The organism is Streptomyces sp. IMTB 2501, from assembly GCF_001953885.1.
Taxonomy (GTDB): Bacteria; Actinomycetota; Actinomycetes; order Streptomycetales; family Streptomycetaceae; genus Streptomyces.
This window is the reverse complement of record NZ_MQUS01000008.1, coordinates 120,781-141,042: the sequence shown is the minus strand read 5'-3', so window position 1 is coordinate 141,042 and position 20,262 is coordinate 120,781. Positions and strand designations below refer to the sequence as shown.

Below are 20,262 nucleotides of genomic sequence, written 5' to 3'. Positions count from 1 at the left end.
CCGGGCGCCCGCGACCGAGGGAGATGTGACCATGAAGCTGCTGCGAGTCGGTACGGCGGGGGCGGAGCGGCCCGCGCTGCTGGACGCAGGGGGAACGCTCAGGGATCTGTCGGGGATCGTGAACGACATCGACGGCGCCCTCCTCGCCGACGAGGCCGCACTCGGCCGGGTACGGGCGGCGGCCGAGGCCGGCGAGCTGCCCGCGCTGGACGCGACGGGGCTGCGGATCGGGCCGCCGCTCGGCCGGATCGGCAAGGTCGTGTGCATCGGGCTCAACTACCACGACCACGCCCGCGAGACCGGCGCCGAGCCGCCCGCCGAGCCGGTCGTCTTCTTCAAGGCATCGGACACGGTGGTCGGGCCGAACGACACCGTGCTCGTCCCGCGCGGGTCGGTGAAGACCGACTGGGAGGTGGAGCTGGCCGTCGTCATCGGGCGTACGGCCCGCTATGTGGAGTCGGCCGAGGAGGCGCTCGCGCATGTCGCGGGGTACGCGGTGGCGCACGACGTGTCCGAGCGGGAGTTCCAGATCGAGCGGGGCGGGACCTGGGACAAGGGAAAGAACTGCGAGACGTTCAATCCGCTGGGGCCGTGGCTGGTGACGGCGGACGAGGTCCCGGATCCGCAGCGGCTGTCGCTGAGGCTGTGGGTCAACGGGGAGCTGAAGCAGGACGGTACGACGGCCGAGCAGATCTTTCCCGTGGCGGAAGTCGTGCGGTATGTCAGCCAGTTCATGACGCTCCATCCCGGGGACGTCATCAACACGGGGACGCCGGCGGGCGTGGCCATGGGGCAGCCCGAGCCCAAGCCGTACTTGAGGGCCGGGGATGTTGTCGAGCTGGAGATTGCCGGGCTCGGCCGACAGCGGCAGGAGCTCAAGGACGCGTAGACGCTCCGCTGGGGAGCGCCGGTTACCCGGCGCTGAGGAGCGCCGGGGAACCGCGGTTTCGTCGCCGACTGCGGGTGTTTCGTGGCTGGTCGCGCAGTTCCCCGTGCCCCTTGTCGGCTACGCCTCCAAAAGGGCAGCGAGCCTCCTCCATGCCTCTCGCGGCAGGCCCTCCCGGGAGCCCGCGTCGATGACCTGGAGGGCCACATGGTCGGCGCCGGCCTTGTGGAAGGCGTCGATGCGGGAGCGGATCCTCGTCTCGTCGCCCCAGGCGAAGAAGGTGTCGACCAGACGGTCGCTGCCGCCGTCCTTGAAGTCGTCCTCGGTGAAGCCGAGCCGGAGCCAGGTATTGGTGTAGTTGGGGAGGACGAGGTAGAGGGCGAGGACGTCACGGGCGGCGGCGCGGGCGTTGGCCGCGTCGGTCTCCAGGACGACCTTGAACTCCGGGGCCAGCAGCGCGGTCTCGCCGAGGATCTCGCGGGCCTGAGCCGTGTGCTCGGGGGTGACCAGATACGGGATCGCGCCGGCCGCGCGGGTGCCCGCGAGACCGAGGGTCTTCGGGCCGAGGGCGGCCAGCACCCGGCGGTTCGCGGGCACCCCGGCCTCGTCCAGGGCGTCGAGATAGGACACCAGGGCCGAGTACGGGCGGCGGTACTGGTCGTGCAGCTTGGCGTGGCTGATCCCGAGGCCAAGCACGAAGCGGCCGGGGTGGGCCGCCTCGACCTCGGCGAAGGCGGCGGCGCTCGCTGCGGCCTCGTACTGCCAGATGCTCTGGATGCTGGTGCCGACGGTGAGCGTCGACGTGGTCTCCAGCAGGGGGACGGCGTGCCGGGCGGCGCTGCTGCCGCCCAGCCAGACGGCGCCGTAGCCGAGCTGCTCCAGCTCGGCCGCCGCGTCGCCGATCTCGGCACGGCGGGACGGATCCTCGTCGCGCAGGCCGTGGTTCCAGATGCCGTACCGGCCGATGGACTCCTTGAGAGGGTTCGGGGTGTCGCTCATGGGTCTGGTTTCCTCCGGTCGGTGGTGGTGCCGTGACGGATGTGACATCAGTGCCAACCGGAGGGTGCCCTCGGGTAATCCCCGGTCAGTCAGTTCTCGTTCTCCAGGAACTGTTCCAGCGCCGCTACGACGAACCTGTGGTCCTGCAGCTGGGGTAGGCCGGAGACGGTGACCGCGCCGATGACGCCCGCGTTCTCGACGTGGATCGGGAACGAGCCGCCGTGGGCCGCGTAGGTGTCGGGGTCCAGGCGGGAGGAGTCCTCGAACGTGCTGCCCTTGGCGCGGAAGCGGGCGCCGACCAGGTAGGACGAGGCGCCGTAGCGCTCCACCACCCGGCGCTTGCGGGCGATCCAGGCGTCGTTGTCCGGGGTGGAGCCCGGCAGGGCCGCGTGGAAGAGCTGCTGGCCGGAGCGGTGGATGTCGATGGCGACCGGCGCCTGGCGCTCCCGGGCCAGCTCGACCAGGAGCGAGCCGAGGGCCCAGGCGTCGTCGTACGTGAACTGCCGGAAGACCAGGCGGCGTTCCTGTGCCTCCAGTTCCTCGACGGAGGGGGTGAGCTCGGGAGTGGACCTGGGGGTGATCTGCGGGTGGTGCATCAGAGGGTCACCGTCACCTTGTCCCGGGCGGACCGGCGGGCCGCTTCCAGTACGTCGAGGGCGGCCGCCGCCTCCAGGGCGGTCACCGGGTTGGGGCCGGCGCCGGTCAGGACGCGGGCGACGGACGCGTAGTAGGCGGGGTAGTCGCCGGGCAGGGTCGGTACGGCGGTCCCGCCACCGGTGAGCGGGGACTCCCCGGAGCCGATACGGCCCCACAAGGACGCGTCCTCCGTGCCCCAGCCGGCGGTGGTGCCGGGGCGGTCGCCCTCGCGCAGGGCCGCTTCCTGCGGGTCCAGGCCGTACTTGACGTAGCCCGCGCGCGAGCCGAGGACCCGGAAGCGGGGGCCGAGCTGGGCGGCCGTCGCGGAGACGTAGAGGTGGGAGCGGACGCCGGCCGCGTGGGTGAGGGCGATGAAGGTGTCGTCGTCGGTCTCGGCGCCGGGGCGGCGGACGACCGACTCGGCGTACACCTCGGTGACCGGGCCGAAGAGGACCAGGGCCTGGTCCACGACATGGCTGCCGAGGTCGTAGAGCAGACCTCCGATCTCTGCCGGGTCGCCGGACTCGCGCCAGCCACCCTTGGGCTGGGGGCGCCACCGCTCGAAGCGGGACTCGAAGCGCCATACGTCGCCCAGGTCACCCTGGGAGATCAGCCGGCGCAGCGTCAGGAAGTCGTTGTCCCAGCGGCGGTTCTGGAAGACGGACAGGAGCAGGCCGCGCTCCTCGGCGAGGGCGGCGAGGTCCCGGGCCTCGGCCGCGGTGCCGGAGACCGGCTTGTCGACGACGACCGGCAGGCCCGCCTTGAGGGCGGCCGTGGCGAGCGGGACGTGCGTCCTGTTCGGCGAGGCGATGACGACCAGGTCCAGCTGGTCGGCACGGTCGAACAACTCCTCGGGGGTGGCCGCCGTGCGGACGCCCGGGAACTCGGACTGGGCCTGCTTCTGCCGCTCGGGGTTCGAGGTGACCACGGTGTCCAGGGCGAGGCCCTCGGTGGCGGCGATCAGCGGGGCATGGAACACGGAGCCGGCGAGGCCGTAGCCGATCAGGCCGACGCGGAGGGGGCTAGCAGTCATGGATCCTACTTTCGCAACGCTGTTGCCAAAGTGCAAGTGGTGGGGAGAATGGGTGTGTGAACAGGACGAGGGCGGGCAGTGGTGGGCCGGTGGGGGCGAACCTCGGTGTGGTGCGCAGTCACAACACCGCGCTGGTGCTGGGGCTGCTGCGGGACGCCGGGGCGGAGGGCATCAGCCGGCTTGAGCTTGCCGAGCGGACCGGGCTGACCCCGCAGGCCGTCAGCAAGATCACCGCGCGGCTGCGGGAGGAGGGGTTCGCGGCGGAGGCCGGGCGGCGCGCGTCGACGGGGGGCAAACCGCGGACCGTGCTCCGGCTGGTGCCGGAGGCGGGGCACGCGGTGGGGGTGCATCTGGACCGGGACGAGCTGCGGGCGGTGCTGGTCGATCTGGACGGGGCCGTGGTGGGGGAACGGCGGGCGGAACTGGATCTCGGGGCCGGGGCGGAGACCGTGCTCGGGGTGGTCGCCGGGGCGGTGGAGGGGCTGGTGGCGGACGGCCTGGGCCTCGGGGACGAGGGGCTCGCCGGGGTCGGGACGCTGCTCGGGGTGGGGGTGGCGCTTCCGGGGCCGCTCGATCACGCGCGGGGCGTGTTGCACCGGGTCACCGGGTTTCCCGAATGGGACGGGTTTCCGTTGCGGGACGCGCTCGGGGAGCGGTTGGGGGTGCCGGTGGCGGTGGACAAGGACACGAACGCCGCGGCGCTCGGGCTGTCGGTGGGGGGTGAGGCGGGATCCAGGTCCTTCGCGTATCTGCATCTCGGTACGGGGCTCGGTGCCGGTCTGGTGATCGGTGGGCGGGTGCACAGGGGGGCGCGGACCGGGGCGGGGGAGTTCGGGCACCAGGTGATCCAGCTGGACGGTCCGTTGTGCGAGTGCGGGAACCGGGGGTGCGTGGAGGTGCTGTGCCTCGCGGCCGTGGGGCGGGGGGAGCCCGGGGAGGCGGCGCGTGTGCTGGGGGTGGGGGCGGCGAATCTGGTGGGGCTGCTGGACATCGATGTGGTGCTGCTCGGGGGGCGGACGGTGGCGGGGGCGCCGGAGGTGTTTGTGCGGGGGGTCGGAGACGTGCTGGATGCGCGGGCCCGGCGGGAGGGGGTGCGTGCGGAGGCGGTGCCGGTACGGAGTTCTTCGCGGGGGGAGCGGCTGGTGGCTGAGGGGGCCGCGCAGCTGCTGCTGGCTCCGGTGTTCGGGCGGGGCGATGCGTGACGGTGCCCTCGCTTCCGCCGGGGGCGAGCGCCGTTGGTCCGCGGGCCGTCGCCGGCGCGGGCCCGTGGTCGGCTGGTCGCGCAGTTCCCCGCGCCCCTGGGGGACTGCAGTGCCGTCGGCTGATCGCTTCACACTGGAATCAAGCGCATCAAGCGCATCAAGCGCATCAAGCACATCAGGCACACCAGGCGAATCAAGAGGTCACTGTCGTCTCACGCAACGCACCGGTCGGTGTGGTGAGTCGGTGCGGTGAGGAGGAGTGCGTATGCGGCGAACCCCTGAGGGCGGCCGTGCCGAAGGGGTCCTGACCGGCGACGGCACCACGGCCCGTAGCCCCATCGACGCCGTCGGCCTCACGCCCACGGCGAAGGGCACCCTGGTCGGAACGATCTATCTGGTCTGCGCCTGCGATCCGGACAGCGTGGTCACGGTGGACGTCACCATCACCGGCTGACCCCCTCCCCGGGGACTGCGCTGATCGAGCGGAGTTCCCGAGGGGATCCGGAGTGGCAGCCCCGCGCACCACCAGACATACGGCATGGTCATGTGTTCATGCGACTGTGCTCGTCCCTGTCCCTCTGCCTTGCCGCAGCCGCCGTCACCGTCACCGTCCTCGTCCCCGTGTCGCCGGCCGCCGCCCGCGCCGGCGCGCCCCCCTCGTGCGTCGGCGCCGATCCACGGGCCTTCCCGCTGTCCGCCCGGATCCGCGGCGGACCGGCCTCCTACGAGCCGGGCGGCGGATACGGCACCTGGTACGTCGACCTCACCAACAGCACCCGCCGGACCTGCGCCGGCATCCACCCGGTGATCGTGCTCGTCGACGACAAACGCGCGCTGCGCCCGGACCAGCCCCAGCTGGACTTCTTCGACGGCTCCAGAGCCCGGCCGGTGAAATTCGAGGGCACCGACGAGCAGGAGCTGATCGGCGTGCTGGACGCCGCCGGGTTCGACGGGTTCGCGGTGCCGCCCGGCGGGACCGTCAGCGTCAGGGTCAGACTCGCGCTGCCCGCCGACGCCGTCACCGAGCGGGTCACCGTCAACGCCGCCGTCGTCCAGCGCCGGGGCGACGACGGGGACTGGGTCGGAGAGTCCAACCCGTACCGGTTCGGGATCGGCGAGGACGGGGCGGACCCGACGCCGGAGCCGGACGGTACGTGGGGCGTCGGGAGCGTGGCGCCCAGCGCGCCCGGGAGTCCGCAGGTCACCCCCGGTATCTCCACCTCCACCTCCACCCCCACACCCGAGTCCTCTCCGCCCGTCGCCGAGGCCGGGCCGGGAGCGGGGCGGCGACCCGGCGAGCTGGCCCGGACCGGGCCCGGCCTCGCCCACGTGCTGCTCGCGGCCACCGCCGCGCTGGTCTGCCTCGGCGTGAGCGCGTCGCTGCTGGTCCGCAGACGCCGCTGAGCCAGGGCCTGCCCGGTGGTTGAGGTGGCGGATGGGTGTGCCGGGCCTCGCGTCCGCGGCAGGATTCGCCGGGCGGGCCTGGGGGCCCGTGCTGCTCGCGGCCACTGCCGTGCTGGTCTGCCTTGGCGTGAGCGCGTCGCTGCTGGCTCGCAGACGCCGCTGAGCCAGGGCCTGCCCGGTGGTTGAGGTCGCGGATGGGCGTGCCGGCCCTCGCGTCCGCGACAGGATTCGCCGGACGGGCCTGGGGGCCGTACCGGCGACACCCGCTCCGTCTGCGACGATCCCTGCGTGGACTACCCGAACGACCAGGCCCCCGGCGCCCCCGTCCGCTCCGGCATTCCCGAGCACGGGCGTATCCCCAAGTACTACGCGGTGAAGGCACGGATCGCCGCGCTGCTGGACGAACTGGGGGAGGACAGCGTCATCCCCACCGAGCGGGATCTCGCCGAGCGGTACGACGTCGCCCGCGAGACCGTGCGGCAGGCCGTACGCGAACTGGTGCTGGAGGGGCGGCTGAGGCGCAAGGGACGAGGTACCGTCGTCGCCGGGCCCAAGCTGGCCCAGCCGCTGTCCCTCGCCAGCTACACCGAGGGTGTGCGACGGCAGGGCCGTACGCCCGGTCGCACGCTCGTCACCCTCGACCGCTTCCCCTGCCCGGAGGCGCTCGCGGCCGAGACCGGGCTCACCCGGGGCGAACCCGTCTGGCATCTGGAGCGGGTGCTGCTCGCCGACGACGAGCGGGTCGGCCTGGAGAGCACCTACGTCTCCGTCGAGCGGGTGCCGGGTCTGCGGGGCGACTTCGATCCGGACTCCTCCTTCTACGCCTATCTGAAGGCCCAGGGCATCCACTTCGGCGACGCCGACGAGCGCATCGAGACCGTGCTGGCCACGCCCCGGGAGGCCCTGCTCATCGGCACCCCGCCGGCCCTGCCGATGCTGCTGATCCACCGGGTGTCCCGGGACACCGACGGGCGGCCGCTGGAGCGCGTACGCACCCTGTACCGCGGCGACCGGTTCTCCTTCACGGCCCATCTCAAGGGCTGACCGCCACCCATCTGCGCGGCTGAAAAACAACCTTCCGTATGCCATCGTGAGTGTCACGAAAAGATAACGGGTCTAGCCCAAACGTGATGGGTCGTTCACGCTCTCGTTGTCAGCCGGACCCTTCCGGTTCCCCGATCACGAGGAGCGTTGACGTCGTGAAAGTGACAGTCGTCGGAGCAGGCGTGGTGGGCACCATGCACGCCTGGCACGCAGTGGAACGTGGCCACCAGGTCGTCCAGATCGAGCGTGAGGCCGAGGCGCGCGGCGCCTCGCTGCGCAACTTCGGGCAGATCTGGGTCAGTGGCCGCGCGGGTGGAGAAGAGCTGGAGACCGCACTGCGGGCGCGCGAGCTGTGGGAGGGCGTCGGCGCGCGTGTGCCGGCGCTGGGCTTCAGGGCGAACGGGTCCCTGACCCCCGTCCGCGGCGCCCTGGAACTGGCCGTCGCCGAGGCCGCCGTGGCCCGGCCGGACGCCGCCGCCCGCGGCTACAAGCTCCTCACCCCGGTTGAGGCCCGTGCCCTCAACCCGGCCCTGCGGGGCGACTTCACCGCCGCCCTGCACTGCGAGCGGGACGCGGCCGTCGAGCCGCGCACCGCCCAACTCGCCCTGCGCGCCGAGCTGTCGAAGTCCCCGAACTACACGTTCCTGCCGGGCCGTGAGGTCCGCGAGGTGGTCGGCGCCGGAACCGTCCGGGACGACCACGGGGACGTCCACCAGGCCGACACGGTCGTCCTGTGCACCGGCGCCTGGCTCGGCGGACTGGTCCGCGAGCTCGCCGGGCCCGAGCTGCCCGTGCGCCGGGTCCGCCTGCAGATGATGCAGACCGACCCGCTGGGCGAGCCGCTCACCACCTCGGTCGCGGACGCCGACAGCTTCCGCTACTACCCGGCGTACGCCTCCCCGGCCCTCGACCGGCTCAACACCGAACAGCCGCAGCCGGAGACCGCCGCCACGCACAAGATGCAGCTGCTCATGGTGCAGCGCGCCGACGGCGGCCTGACCATCGGCGACACCCACGAGTACGAGCACCCCTTCGCCTTCGACACCGTCGAGGAGCCGTACGAGCACCTGGTCGGCGTCGTCGAGTCCCTGCTCGGCCGGCCGCTGCCGCGCATCCGCCGCCGCTGGGCGGGCGTGTACGCACAGTGCACCGAACCCGGCCGCGTGGTGCACCGCCGGCAGGTGCGCGACGGGGTGTGGCTGGTGACCGGGCCCGGCGGGCGCGGCATGACCTGCGCCCCCGCGATAGCCGAGACCACCGCGAACGAACTGGGCTGGTGAGCACGTTGACCACCATGACCGACATCCGTCTCGTCGTCCTCGACATGGCCGGCACGACCGTCGCCGACGGCGGACTGGTCGAGCGCGCCTTCGAGGCGGCCGCCACCGAACTCGGCGTCGCACCCGGCTCGGCCGAGCACACCCAGCACCTCGCCCACGTCCGCGCCACCATGGGCGAGTCCAAGATCTCCGTCTTCCGGCACCTGTTCGGCGACGAGGACCGCGCCCGGCGCGCCAACACCGCCTTCGAGAAGGCGTACGGCGACCTGGTCGACGCGGGCCTGATCACGCCCGTACCCGGCGCCCGCGAGGCCGTCGAGGAACTCGCCGCCGGCGGCCGTACCGTCGTCCTGACCACCGGCTTCGCCCGCGTCACCCAGGACGCCATCCTCGACGCCCTCGGCTGGCGGGACTCCTCGTTCCCCGTCTCGCTCACCCTGTGCCCGGCCGACGCCGGCGGGCGTGGACGGCCGTACCCGGACATGGTCCTGGAGGCCTTCGTCCGCACCAAGGCCGCCGAGGACGTACGCCAGATCGCGGTCGTCGGGGACACCTCCTACGACGTCCTCAGCGGCGTACGCGCCGGGGCCGGGCTGGTCGCCGGGGTGCGCACCGGCGCCCACGGCGACGAGGCGTTCCGCGCCGCCGGTGCCACGCACGTCCTCGACTCCGTCGCAGGCCTGCCCGCCCTGCTCTCGGGAGCGCGCTGAGATGGGCATCCGCTTCGACTCCGTCACCGTCGCCTACGACGGCAACGTCGTCCTCGAATCGCTCGACCTGACCGTCGGGCCGGGAGAGGTCATGGCGCTGCTCGGGCCGTCCGGATCCGGCAAGACCACCGCGCTGCGGGCGGTCGCCGGGTTCGTCCGGCCCGAGTCCGGGCGGGTGCTTCTCGGTGGCCGGGACGTGACGGACCTGCCGCCGTACCGGCGGGGCGTCGGCATGGTCGTGCAGAGCTACGCGCTCTTCCCGCACATGCGGGTCGACGAGAACGTGGCCTTCGGGCTCAAGGCCCGCAAGGCGGCCAAGGGCGAGATGCGGCAGCGGGTCGCCGAGGCGCTGGAGATGACCGGCATGGCCGCCTACGCCCGCCGCCACCCACGCGAGCTGTCCGGCGGACAGCAGCAGCGCGTCGCCATCGCCCGCGCGCTCGCCATCCGGCCCGACGTGCTGCTCCTCGACGAGCCGCTGTCCGCGCTGGACGCCCAGCTGCGGTCCGGGATGCTCGCCGAACTCGCCCGGTTGCACCGCGAGTTGCCGGACGTGTCGATGCTGTACGTCACCCACGACCAGGTCGAGGCGCTGACCCTGGCCGACCGGATCACGGTGATGGACAAGGCGAGGCTCCAGGCCTGCGGCACGCCGAGGGAGCTGTACCGTTCCCCGGCCGACGAGTTCACCGCCTCCTTCGTGGGCGGCGCGAATCTGCTGCCGGTGACCGTGGGATCCGGGGGCGTCTCCTTCGCGGGCACCGAGCTGAAGGTCGACACCGAGGGGGCGCTCGCCGGGGCACGGGCCACGCTGTGCGTACGGCCGCATCTGGTCGCGCTGGGGCAGGGTCCCAACCAACTCGCCGGTGTCGTAAGGGAGATCCAGTGGCGGGGAGCCACGCACCGGCTGTACGTGGAGGTCGACGGGCACACGGTCATGGCGGACCTGCGTGAACTCAAGGATCCGCCGGCGTACGGAGACCCGGTGATGCTGCACTTCGCCTCCGAGGACGCGGTGCTGCTGCCCGCCGGAGTCACCCATGAATAGGCGCCTGTTGTGGGCCCTGCCCCCGGTGGCCCTCCTCGCCCTCTTCTTCCTCTACCCCCTCGCCCTCGTCGTCCAGCAGTCCTTCCAGCCGGACTCCGGCGGCACCTCCCTGCAGCCGTACGCCGACGTCTTCGGCTCCGAAGGCTTCCGCAACGCGCTGTGGACCACCATCTGGCTGGCCCTGGCCTCCACCGCCGGTTGCCTGGTACTGGGCTTCCTGCTCTCACTGGTGATCTCGTTCGTGCCGTTCCCCGGGGCGAAGGCGGTGGCGCGGTTCATCGACGTGTACCTGTCCTTCCCGTCCTTCCTCATCACGCTGGCGCTGCTGTTCATCTACGGCACCACAGGCGTCATCGGGTCCTTCCAGTTCCTCACCACGCCCTGGGGCGTGCTGCTGGCGGAGGTCACCTACTTCACGCCGTTCGTGATGCGGCCGCTGCTCGCCGCGTTCTCGCAGCTGGACACCGCGCAGCTGGAGGCGGCCAGTTCGCTCGGGGCGCGGGCGCCGCGGATCGTGCGGCAGGTGATCCTGCCCGAGGCGCTGCCCTCGCTCGCGGCCGGCGGAAGTCTCGTCCTGGTCCTCTGTCTCAACGAGTTCGGGATCGTGCTCTTCACCGGCGCGAAAGGAGTCACGACCCTCCCGATGCTCGTCTACAGCAAGGCGATCCTGGAGTCCGACTATCCGGGCGCGTGTGTGGTCGCCGTCGTCAACGTCCTGATCTCCGTGGGGCTGTACGGCCTCTACCGGGTGGTGAGCCGTCGTGCTGGTGCATAGCCGGGTGGCCAGGTGGGCGGTGTGGGCGGTGTTCCTGCTGCTCTTCCTGCCCCTGTTCGCCCTTCCTCTCCTCGTCGTCCTCGGCGCCTCCTTCGCCACCCACTGGTCCGGCGTCCTGCCCTCGGACCTGACCACGGCCAACTACCGTGCCGCCACCCGCGGCGAGGCCCTGCAGGCGCTCATCACCAGCCTGCTCACGGCCACCGCGGCCAGCCTGCTCGCGCTGGCCGTCGGCACCTGGGCCGCGCTCGCCGGAGCGGCGCTGCGGAAGCGGTACCGCAGGGTCATGGACGCACTGTTCGTGCTCCCGGTCGCCGTCCCCTCGGTCGTGGTCGGACTGTCCGTCCTGGTGGCGTTCTCCAAGCCGCCGATGCTGCTGAACGGCACCCGGTGGATCGTGATCCTCGCGCACACCGTGCTGGTCACGGCCTTCGCCCACCAGTCCGTGTCGGCGGCGATCACCCGCCTCGACCCGGCCTACGAACAGGCCGCCGCCTCCCTCGGCGCCCGGCCGTCCTATGTGCTGTGGCGGGTACGGCTGCCGTTGCTGCTTCCCTCGCTCACCGCCGCCGCCGGCCTCTGCTTCGCCCTGTCCATGGGCGAGCTGAGCGCCACGATGATGCTCTATCCGCCCGACTGGACCCCGCTGCCCGTCCTGATCTACGCGGCCACCGACCGCGGCGCCCTGTTCGCCGGCTCCGCCGTAGCCGTGGTGCTGATGGCCGCGACCCTGCTCGTCCTGTTCGCCGTCTCCCGGGTCCGCACCCGGGCGTCGTACCGCTGACCCACCCCCCACCTCCCCGAACACTCCCTACTTCGCCAGGAGTTGGCCTCGCCATGCCCAGAACCCGCAGCACGCTCGCCATAGCCCTCGCTCTCCTCGCCACCCCCGCGCTGTCCGCCTGCGGCGGCTCCTCCTCCGCCTCCGGCGCCAAGGAAGTCACCGTCTACAGCGCCGACGGCCTCAAGGGCGAGAACGGCGACGGCTGGTACGACAAGGTCTTCGCGGACTTCACCAAGCAGACCGGCATCAAGGTCAAGTACGTCGAGGGCGGCTCCGGCGAGATCGTGCAGCGCGCCGTCCGTGAGAAGAGCAACCCGCAGGCCGATGTGCTGGTCACCCTCCCGCCCTTCATCCAGCAGGCCGGCGACAAGGGCCTGCTGGAGAAGTACGAGCCCAAGGACGCAGGCCAGGTCAGCGGCGCCGACAAGGCCACGGACGGCACCTGGACCTCGGTCGTCAACAACTACTTCGGCTTCGTCTACAACAAGAAGGAGCTGACGCAGGCCCCCAAGACCTGGGACGAGCTGCTGGATGCCAAGTACAAGGACAAGCTGCAGTACTCCACCCCGGGTGTCGCCGGTGACGGCACCGCCGTCCTGATCAAGGCGGTGCACGACTTCGGCGGCAAGGACCAGGCCCTCGCCTACCTGAAGAAGCTGCAGGCCAACAACGTCGGCCCGTCCGCCTCCACCGGCAAGCTCGCGCCCAAGGTCGACAAGGGCGAACTGCTCGTCGCCAACGGCGATGTGCAGATGAACTACGCCCAGTCCAAGACCATGCCGGGCCTCGGCATCTGGTTCCCGGCCGACAGGAACGGCAAGCGCACCACCTTCGCCCTGCCCTACGCGGCCGGCCTGGTCACCAAGGCCCCGCACAGCGAGAACGGCAAGAAGCTGCTCGACTTCATGCTCGCGCAGAAGCAGCAGCAGGAGGTCAGCGAGATCGGCGGCGGCTTCGCGGCCCGCCAGGACGTCAAGGCCACCGACGCCAACGCCATCGCCCTGACCAAGCTGATGGACGGCGTCGACTTCTTCGAGCCCGACTGGAACGACATCAACAAGAACCTCACGTCCTACGTCGAGGACTGGAAGTCGGCGACCGGCAGCTGACCTGGACAACCGGCAGCAGACCGGGGTCAGGATCAGGCCACTGATGGCTAGGCTGGGGGCGTCGGTACGCCGTGGTTCCGGCGCCCCCGTTTCTTGATCCGTACGCATGCCAGGAGACGCACAACATGGCAGACCGCAAGCCCATCGAGTCATGGCTCACCGACATGGACGGCGTCCTGATCCACGAGGGGGTGCCGATCCCCGGCGCCGACGCCTTCGTGAAGAAGCTGCGTGAGTCCGGGCGGCCCTTCCTTGTGCTCACCAACAACTCCATCTACACCGCCCGCGATCTGCACGCCCGGCTGAACCGCATGGGCCTGGAGGTGCCGGTGGAGAACATCTGGACCTCGGCGCTCGCCACCGCCCAGTTCCTGAGCGACCAGCGGCCCGGCGGCAGCGCCTACGTCATCGGCGAGGCCGGACTGACCACGGCACTGCACGACATCGGCTACATCCTCACCGACCACGACCCCGACTTCGTGATCCTCGGCGAGACCCGCACCTACTCCTTCGAGGCCCTGACCAAGGCCGTACGGCTGATCAACGACGGCGCCCGGTTCATCGCCACCAACCCCGACAACGTCGGCCCCTCCACCGAGGGCGACCTGCCCGCCACCGGCTCGGTCGCCGCCCTGATCACCGCCGCGACCGGCAAGAAGCCGTACTTCGTCGGCAAGCCCAACCCGCTGATGATGCGGGCCGGCCTGAACGCGATCGGCGCCCACTCCGAGACCTCCGCGATGATCGGCGACCGCATGGACACCGACGTCCTCGCGGGCCTGGAGGCGGGAATGCGCACCTTCCTGGTGCTCAGCGGCGTCACCCAGCCCGACGACGTCGACCGCTACCCCTTCCGCCCCTCTCAGGTCGTCGACTCCATCGCCGACCTGGTCGACCTCGTCTGACCTGCGGATTTCAAACCCCGGTCCACCCATTTGGAGCAATCGGGCGCCCTCCGAGGATGCGGGGGCGCCCGGGCCGGGGGAGCCTCCTGATATCTGGAGGTTCACGATGGGCTCAGTTCGTCTCACTCTCTGTACAGGAATCCTGGCCGCCGCCGTCCTCGCCCCGGCGCCGGCCCACGCGGCCGACGCCGGCTCGGTCTCCGTGACCCCTGCCTCCCCCGCGCCCGGCGCCGACGTGGGCCTGCGGGTGCGTGGCTGCTCCGGGCGCGAGGGCACCGCCGTCTCACCCGCCTTCGTCTCCGACGCCCGGCTCACCGGCGGCCAGGGCTCCCTGTCCGGCGAGACCCGCGTCCGCTCCTCCCTCAAGCCGGGCGCGTACGACGTCAAGGTCACCTGCGCCGACTACGTGATCAGCGGGAGGATCACGGTGGGCGGCCGGGGGACCGGGACCGATCGGGGCACGGGGAGCGAGCGGGGGAACGGGCAGAGCGAGGAGCCCGGCCGTGAGCCCGTCGACGGCGCCTCGCCCGTCGCCCCCGTCCGCGCCGGAGGCGGGGGCACCGCGCACTTCGCCACCGTGGCCACCACCGAGTCCGGGCCCGACACCGTCCAGGCGGTGACCGGCCTGGCCCTCGCCGGGATCGCGGCGGTCGCCGTCGGGCTCCGCGCCCGTCGGAGCCGCGATCCGCGCTGAAGGCGGCCCATGTCCGACGAGCGCGAGCGCACCACCGGCACCGGGCGGCTGATCACCGGCCTGGCCTGGGCGCTGCTGCTGCTCGGGCTGTGGCTGTGGGGGCGCGCGCTGACCGACGTACCGCGGGGCGCGGACACCCCCGCCACGGGCGGCGTGTTCACCCTCGGCTCCGAAGACCCCGCCCTGCTGCCCCGTGCCGCCCGGCCGCTGGGGGACGCCCTGCCCCAGCGCGTCGACATCCCCCAACTGGGCGTGCAGGCACCGGTGGTGAGCCGCGGCCTGGACGCCCAGGGCGCCGTGGACCCGCCGCCCTTCGACCAGCCGGGCGTGGTCGGCTGGTACGGCGCCGGCCCCAAACCCGGCGCCGGCGGGGCGGCACTCCTGGTCGGGCACGTCGACACCGTGACCCGGCCCGCGGTCTTCTACAAGCTCAGCACGCTCAGGCCCGGCGAGTCGGTCCGGGTGGTCCGCTCGGACGGCAGGGTCGCCGAGTTCACCATCGACGACGTCCGCGTCCTGCCCCGCGCCGGCTTCGACGCCCGCCAGGCCTACGGCCCCCACCGGCCGGGCCGCGCCGAACTCCGCCTCATCACCTGCGGCGGCGCCTTCGACCGCGCCAGCCGCAGCTACACGGCCAACGTGGTGGTGTCCGCGTACCTCACCGGAACCACCCGCTGACTCCGGTACGCCCCACCACGCGGCCTCGTGACGGACCGCCCGGATATGCCACGATTGGCACCCGGACCAAGTTCGCCCAGGGGGACCAGGGGGAAGCGCATGTACGACAGCAGGGGGGCCCGTTCTTCCGCGCGGGCGTCGGCGGCGGCCGTGCTGGGGGCGGCACTGCTGCTCGCCGGATGCTCCTCCGGCGGCGGGGACAAGAACGGCGACTCCGGGGGCCGGATCACCCAACAGCCCAAGGCCGCCGACCCGTTCTGGGTGAACCCGGACGGCACCGCGGCCCGCCAGCTCACCGCCTACACCAAGTCCGGCGACAAGACGAAGGCCGAACAGCTCCGGAAGATCGCCGAGCAGCCGACGGGGGAGTGGATCGGCCCGGAGAACCCGGAGAAGGAGGCGCGCGGCTTCACCGAGGCCGCTCATAAGTCCGACCGCACGGCCCTGCTCGTCCTCTACGACATCCCGCACCGCGACTGCGGCCAGTACTCCCAGGGCGGCGCCGCCGACGGCAACGCCTACCGCGCCTGGATCGACGGTGTGGCACAGGGCATCGAGGACCGTTCCGCCATCGTGATCCTGGAACCTGACGCCGTACTCCACCTTGCCGACGGCTGCACCCCGGCCCAGTTCCACGAGGAGCGCTACGACCTCCTCAAGGGCGCGATCGCCAAGCTCAAGTCCCTGAAGAACACCAAGGTCTACCTGGACGCGGGCAACCCCGGCTGGGGCCACCCCGACCAGATCCTCCAGCCCCTCCAACAGGCAGGCATCGCCCAGGCCGACGGCTTCGCCGTCAACGTCTCCAACTTCTACTCCACCCAGGACTCCATCGCCTACGGCAAGCAACTCTCGTCGAAGCTGGGCGACAAACACTTCGTCATCGACACCAGCCGCAACGGCAACGGCCCCTACACGTCCGGCGACCCGGCCCAGCGCTGGTGCAACCCACCGGGCCGGGCCCTGGGAGAGCCCCCGACGACGAAGACGGCCGACCCCCTGGTGGACGCCTACCTGTGGGTCAAGCGTCCGGGCGAGTCCGACGGCACGTGCAAGGGCGGGCCGAAGGCGGGGGACTGGTGGACGAGTTACGCACTCGCCCTTGCCGGGAACAGCAAGTGACTACGGGACCCTGACCCATTGAGCCTCGGACGGCGTCCCCTGGTCGTCGTCCACGAACACCATGTACCAACCGGACTGCACCAGATCCCGGTTCTCCGGCACGGTCACCGTGATCTTGTCCCCGGACGTCCTGAAGTCCAGCGCGATGGACCGCTGATCCACATCCGTCACATGCGTGGACGCACTCGGCCGGATCAGCCGCACCTTCTTGATGCTCGACGCGTGATCCGAAGTGAACGTCCCCGACGCACCCCGCGCGATCGTCTGGGGCCCGCCACTGAGCGTCGGCCGGGAGTCCCGGTAGAGATACGGCGGTGTGTAGATCTCGATCCGCTGCTCGAACTTCCCCGGCTTGGTGTTCGCCTTGTCCCCGTACAGCGAGTCGGACCCGAAGAACATCACCCGCCCGTCCGGCAGCAGGATCGACCCGGAGTGGTAGTTCCGGCCCACCAGGGGATCGGCGACCTGAGTGAAGCTGTTGCTGTCCGGGTGGTACAGCCGCGCCCGCAGGATGTTGGAGTCGCCGCGTCCCCGGTAGTCCTCCGAGCCACCGCTCACCAGCACCGTGTCGTCGGGCAGGATCGAGGTCTGCGGATACCGGGTCCCCTCCTCCAGCTCGGGCCCGTCCACGAACCTGGGATTCGGGTCCTTCAGGCCGATGAGCCGTGTCTTGTTGCTCGACAGCTTGGACTCACCGACGCCGCCGCCCCCGATCACCATGAACTTCTCGTTCTGCGCCGGAGGCAGCAGCACGGTCCCGGAGGTCTCCATCATGTCCGGATCGCTGAGCCCGGGCAGCTTGGTGAACTTGTTGGTGTCCACGTCCCAAATGCCCGGTTCCCGGCCGACGTTGTCCGGTCCGTACCCCGCGTTCGAACCCGAATAGAAGATCTTCCCGTTCTGCATCAGGAACAGCGCCGGATACGTCGGGAACTGCCGGGTCGTCCGGGTGTACGTCCACGTCCTGGTCTTCGGGTCGAAGATCTCGTTCTTGCCCGGCACCAGCTGACCGATGTCGTCGAGACCGGAGACGCTGAGGATCTTCCCGTCCGACAGGGTCGTCAGCGTCGGGTACCAGCGGGCCTCGTTCATCGGGTCGACCTTGATGTACCGCTCGGCGACCGGATCGAACTCGTAGGAGTCCTTGATCCCTTCGAAGTCCTTCTTGTCGAGCGCGAGCTTCTGCGCGATGCCATAGGTGTTGCGCGCGTCGGCGCCGCTCAGGCCCTGGATCCGGTAGTTGTCCTGGGTGCCGGTCTCGTACTGGGTGCCCTCCTGCTGCGCCTCGACGTAGACACGGCCGTAACCGGGGTTGTTCCGCAGCCACTTGCCGGTGCTGTCGAAGACCTTCCGGGCGCGCGGAAGGAGCACGGAGTCCTGCGAGACGAACGTCCTTCCGTTGGTCTTGCCGGTGAACCTGGTGCCGGCGGGCAGGGTGATCGGCTTGTCCGGGTTCTCGTTGTAGAGGATCATGACGCCGCCGGCCTTCTTGACGTCACCCTTGAGCTTCTCGTACCGCTTGGTGCCGCCGGCGATCAGCAGATTGCCGTCGGCCAGCTGGGTGTGGCCGGTGCAGAACAGGTCGTTGGGCGTGGGTATCTTCTTGATCGTGCCCTTGACCGGGTCCCAGATCCGGGTGTCGAACTTCTTCTTGTCGAAGTTGTCCTGGTTGTTGCCCGAGCCCGCGACCAGCAGCACCTTGCCGGTGTGCAGGAGCGCCGCGTGGATGGTGTCCTGGCGGTACTCCGGCGGGAACTCGATGATGTCCCAGTGGCCGTTCTCGGCCTTGTACTCGGGTCTGTTGATCTTGTACTGGTGGTATTGCGCGGTGCCGAAGCGGTACAGCCACGGCCCGTTCATCCCGGCCAGCGCGAGTACCACCGCCGTACCGATCGCAAGCCTGCGGGCACGACGGCGGCCGGCCTGGTCCTTCATTCCTTACGTCCCCCAAGTCCGCCAAGGGCGATCTGCATGGTCTGCTCGTTCTCCCCGCTCCGGTCCGCGCTCCGCTCCCCGTGCCCGGACGCCGCCCAGGTGGGCCGCTGTTGCGGGACGTGCGGCGGGTGGCCCGTGTACGGAGGTGCGGCCTGCGGTTCGGCGACGGCCGCCGTGGGCTTCCGCTGCTCCCGCCGCAGCGCGTACTGCCAGGCGAAGATCGGTGACGCGGTGATCAGCAGGGCGAAGGACGCCCAGGTGATCATCGCGGGGTGGGAGTGCCCGAACGCGAAGCCGGCGGCGAGCGAGCCGGCGAAGACCAGGATGAAGAACCAGTGGATCCGGAACGTCCCGAACAACGTGTCGGGGCTTGCCGATTCACCCTTGGGCGTCACCACGAACTTGCTCTTGCGGCGCAGTACGGCATCCATCAGGGAGCGGGCGTAGACGGGGGCCGACAGGGCTGACATCACCATGCCCGCCACACCGCCCGAACCCTCCGGCTCGTGCGGGGAGACGTTGTGCCGCCGGTTCCAGATGTACAGGCCGATCTGGAGCGCGGAGGCGTTGCCGTACAGCATCAGCCACACGGTCGGGTCGATGTTCACACCCGAGGCGCCGAGGCCCAGGAACAGCGCGCAGCTCAGCGCGGCGAGGATCCAGTTGAGGGCGGACATCGGATAGAAGATGATCATCATCGTGTAGTTGAAGAGCTTGCCCGGTCCCAGCGTGAACAGGCCCTTCCAGTACTGCTTGAGGATCGTCTCGTACGTGCCCCGGGACCAGCGCAGCTGCTGGGTGAAGAAGTCCGTCCAGGCGCCTGGTCCCTCGCCCACCGCCAGCACGTCCGGGGTGTAGACCGACTTCCACTTCCGGCCCGTCGCCGGGTTCTTGGCGCGGTGCATCTCGAAGCCCGTCGCCATGTCCTCGGTGATCGAGTCGTACAGGCCGCCGATCTGCTTGATGGCACCGATGCGCACGGCGTTCGAGGTGCCCACGAACATGGGGGCGCCGTAGCGGTTGCCGGCGCGCTGGATCAGGGCGTGGAAGAGGAACTGCTGGGACTCCGCGGCCTTGGTGACGAACGTGTCGTAGTTGCCGTAGACCTGCGGGCCGATGACGAAGCCGACGTCCGGGTCGCGGAAGTAACCGAGCATCCGCTCCAGGTAGTTGGGCAGCGGTACGTGGTCGGTGTCGACGGAGGCGAAGAAGTCGTAGTCGCCGCCGTGCGCCTCCAGCCAGGCGTTGTAGTTGCCGTGCTTGGTCCTGGCGCGGTGCGGGCCCTTGGCCTGGTTCCACCGGGCGACGCCCTTGCGGGTGAAGTGGTGCACGCCGAGCCGGGCGCAGACCTCCTTGACCGCCGGGTCGTCGCCCTCGTCCAGCAGCCACACGTGCAGCAGGCCCCGGTGGCGCAGCTTCACCGCCGCTTCCAGGGTCTTCGTCACCATCTCCAGCGGCTCCTTGCCGGGCACGAAGGAGGTGAGGAAGGCGACGCGGGTGCCGGTCTCGGGCACGACCGGGACCGGGTCGCGGGCGACGAGGGTGGCGTGCGCGTTGGACAGCACGTTCATGCAGCGGAAGAACTCGATCAGTCCGATCGAGACGAGCATGACGGTGTCGAGGGCCGGCAGGAAGTCGTGGGCGGGATAGTCGCGTTGGGTCCAGTGCTCGGGCTGGAGCAGCCAGAACAGCAGGACCAGGGAGAGCACGGGAGCCGCGCCCAGCATGAGCGCGGCGCGGACGCGATGCGGCTCCTGCGACAGCAGCGAACGGTACTGCACCCTGTAGGGCCTGGTCGGATCAGGCTGGGTCAGGGGGCCCGCGAGCCGGCTGTAGTGCTCGTAGTCGTATCTCGGCAGGCTCTTCCTTATCCGGCGGAACTGGCCCGTCCGGTGCCCGATCGCCCGGAGCTGTGCGGTCTGTGACGGATCGTCGTGAGCGTGGCTCGGTCCGGCGCCCGTCGGCGTCGACGTCATGAGTCATTCCCCCCACACGCAGGTCACCGCGTGTTTCGTCGG

General features: G+C 70.9%; 20 protein-coding genes. 15 read left to right on the top strand and 5 right to left on the bottom strand.

The window, feature by feature from the left end:
- Positions 1-31: 31 nt before the first annotated feature.
- The gene (locus tag AV521_RS16200) at positions 32-889 is read left to right on the top strand and encodes a fumarylacetoacetate hydrolase family protein (RefSeq protein WP_076088896.1); all 858 of its coding nucleotides are present in this window, start codon (positions 32-34) and stop codon (positions 887-889) included.
- A 117-nt stretch (positions 890-1,006) separates the two neighbouring features.
- On the opposite strand, the gene AV521_RS16195 is transcribed toward AV521_RS16200, so the two are convergent.
- The 3 genes from AV521_RS16195 to AV521_RS16185 all read right to left on the bottom strand — a co-directional run bounded on the left by AV521_RS16195 (position 1,007) and on the right by AV521_RS16185 (position 3,554).
- On the bottom strand, positions 1,007-1,885 hold the full coding sequence (locus AV521_RS16195) for an LLM class F420-dependent oxidoreductase (protein ID WP_076088894.1): 879 nt from the start codon (positions 1,883-1,885) through the stop codon (positions 1,007-1,009).
- A gap of 89 nt (positions 1,886-1,974) precedes the next feature.
- Complete coding sequence (locus tag AV521_RS16190; RefSeq protein ID WP_076088892.1) at positions 1,975-2,481, bottom strand: heme-degrading domain-containing protein; 507 nt, start codon at positions 2,479-2,481, stop codon at positions 1,975-1,977.
- Positions 2,481-3,554: a Gfo/Idh/MocA family oxidoreductase gene (locus AV521_RS16185; protein ID WP_076088890.1), complete on the bottom strand. Its 1,074-nt coding sequence runs from the start codon at positions 3,552-3,554 to the stop codon at positions 2,481-2,483. Before AV521_RS16185 ends, AV521_RS16190 begins: the two co-directional genes overlap by 1 nt.
- Positions 3,555-3,610: 56 nt before the next feature.
- Between AV521_RS16185 and AV521_RS16180 the strand changes: the two genes are divergently transcribed.
- The 14 genes from AV521_RS16180 to AV521_RS16115 all read left to right on the top strand — a co-directional run bounded on the left by AV521_RS16180 (position 3,611) and on the right by AV521_RS16115 (position 16,309).
- Positions 3,611-4,756, top strand: coding sequence for an ROK family transcriptional regulator (locus AV521_RS16180; protein ID WP_076088888.1), 1,146 nt, complete (start codon positions 3,611-3,613; stop codon positions 4,754-4,756).
- A 265-nt stretch (positions 4,757-5,021) separates the two neighbouring features.
- Complete coding sequence (locus AV521_RS16175) at positions 5,022-5,210, top strand: hypothetical protein (protein ID WP_076088886.1); 189 nt, start codon at positions 5,022-5,024, stop codon at positions 5,208-5,210.
- A 98-nt stretch (positions 5,211-5,308) separates the two neighbouring features.
- On the top strand, positions 5,309-6,160 hold the full coding sequence (locus tag AV521_RS16170) for a hypothetical protein (RefSeq protein WP_305965168.1): 852 nt from the start codon (positions 5,309-5,311) through the stop codon (positions 6,158-6,160).
- 288 nt (positions 6,161-6,448) lie between these two features.
- The gene (locus AV521_RS16165; RefSeq protein ID WP_076088882.1) at positions 6,449-7,204 is read left to right on the top strand and encodes a GntR family transcriptional regulator; all 756 of its coding nucleotides are present in this window, start codon (positions 6,449-6,451) and stop codon (positions 7,202-7,204) included.
- Positions 7,205-7,359: 155 nt separating this feature from the next.
- Positions 7,360-8,484 carry a TIGR03364 family FAD-dependent oxidoreductase gene (locus tag AV521_RS16160; protein WP_076088880.1) on the top strand — a complete coding sequence of 375 codons (1,125 nt, stop codon included), beginning with the start codon at positions 7,360-7,362 and terminating at the stop codon, positions 8,482-8,484.
- Between the two features lie 14 nt (positions 8,485-8,498).
- The gene (locus AV521_RS16155; RefSeq protein WP_076089195.1) at positions 8,499-9,194 is read left to right on the top strand and encodes a phosphonatase-like hydrolase; all 696 of its coding nucleotides are present in this window, start codon (positions 8,499-8,501) and stop codon (positions 9,192-9,194) included.
- A gap of 1 nt (position 9,195) precedes the next feature.
- Positions 9,196-10,242: an ABC transporter ATP-binding protein gene (locus AV521_RS16150; protein ID WP_076088878.1), complete on the top strand. Its 1,047-nt coding sequence runs from the start codon at positions 9,196-9,198 to the stop codon at positions 10,240-10,242.
- The gene (locus AV521_RS16145) at positions 10,235-11,017 is read left to right on the top strand and encodes a 2-aminoethylphosphonate ABC transporter permease subunit (RefSeq protein WP_076088876.1); all 783 of its coding nucleotides are present in this window, start codon (positions 10,235-10,237) and stop codon (positions 11,015-11,017) included. The genes AV521_RS16150 and AV521_RS16145 overlap by 8 nt, the downstream gene beginning before the upstream one ends.
- Positions 11,004-11,801: an ABC transporter permease gene (locus AV521_RS16140; RefSeq protein ID WP_179023134.1), complete on the top strand. Its 798-nt coding sequence runs from the start codon at positions 11,004-11,006 to the stop codon at positions 11,799-11,801. Before AV521_RS16145 ends, AV521_RS16140 begins: the two co-directional genes overlap by 14 nt.
- 53 nt (positions 11,802-11,854) lie before the next feature.
- Positions 11,855-12,910 (top strand): 2-aminoethylphosphonate ABC transporter substrate-binding protein, encoded by a 1,056-nt coding sequence (locus tag AV521_RS16135; RefSeq protein ID WP_076088872.1) that lies wholly within the window; start codon positions 11,855-11,857, stop codon positions 12,908-12,910.
- Between the two features lie 125 nt (positions 12,911-13,035).
- Positions 13,036-13,815 (top strand): HAD-IIA family hydrolase, encoded by a 780-nt coding sequence (locus tag AV521_RS16130; protein WP_076088870.1) that lies wholly within the window; start codon positions 13,036-13,038, stop codon positions 13,813-13,815.
- Positions 13,816-13,921: 106 nt separating this feature from the next.
- Positions 13,922-14,509, top strand: coding sequence for a hypothetical protein (locus AV521_RS16125; protein ID WP_076088868.1), 588 nt, complete (start codon positions 13,922-13,924; stop codon positions 14,507-14,509).
- Positions 14,510-14,518: 9 nt separating this feature from the next.
- On the top strand, positions 14,519-15,187 hold the full coding sequence (locus tag AV521_RS16120; RefSeq protein ID WP_076088866.1) for a class F sortase: 669 nt from the start codon (positions 14,519-14,521) through the stop codon (positions 15,185-15,187).
- Between the two features lie 99 nt (positions 15,188-15,286).
- Positions 15,287-16,309, top strand: coding sequence for a glycoside hydrolase family 6 protein (locus AV521_RS16115; RefSeq protein WP_076088864.1), 1,023 nt, complete (start codon positions 15,287-15,289; stop codon positions 16,307-16,309).
- Here the strand turns inward: AV521_RS16115 and AV521_RS16110 are convergent, their stop codons facing one another.
- Positions 16,310-18,244 (bottom strand): kelch motif-containing protein, encoded by a 1,935-nt coding sequence (locus AV521_RS16110; protein WP_076088862.1) that lies wholly within the window; start codon positions 18,242-18,244, stop codon positions 16,310-16,312. It abuts the gene before it with no gap.
- Positions 18,241-20,220, bottom strand: a complete 1,980-nt coding sequence (locus AV521_RS16105; RefSeq protein ID WP_076088860.1) for a glycosyltransferase family 2 protein — start codon at positions 20,218-20,220, stop codon at positions 18,241-18,243. The genes AV521_RS16110 and AV521_RS16105 overlap by 4 nt, the downstream gene beginning before the upstream one ends.
- Positions 20,221-20,262: the final 42 nt, after the last annotated feature.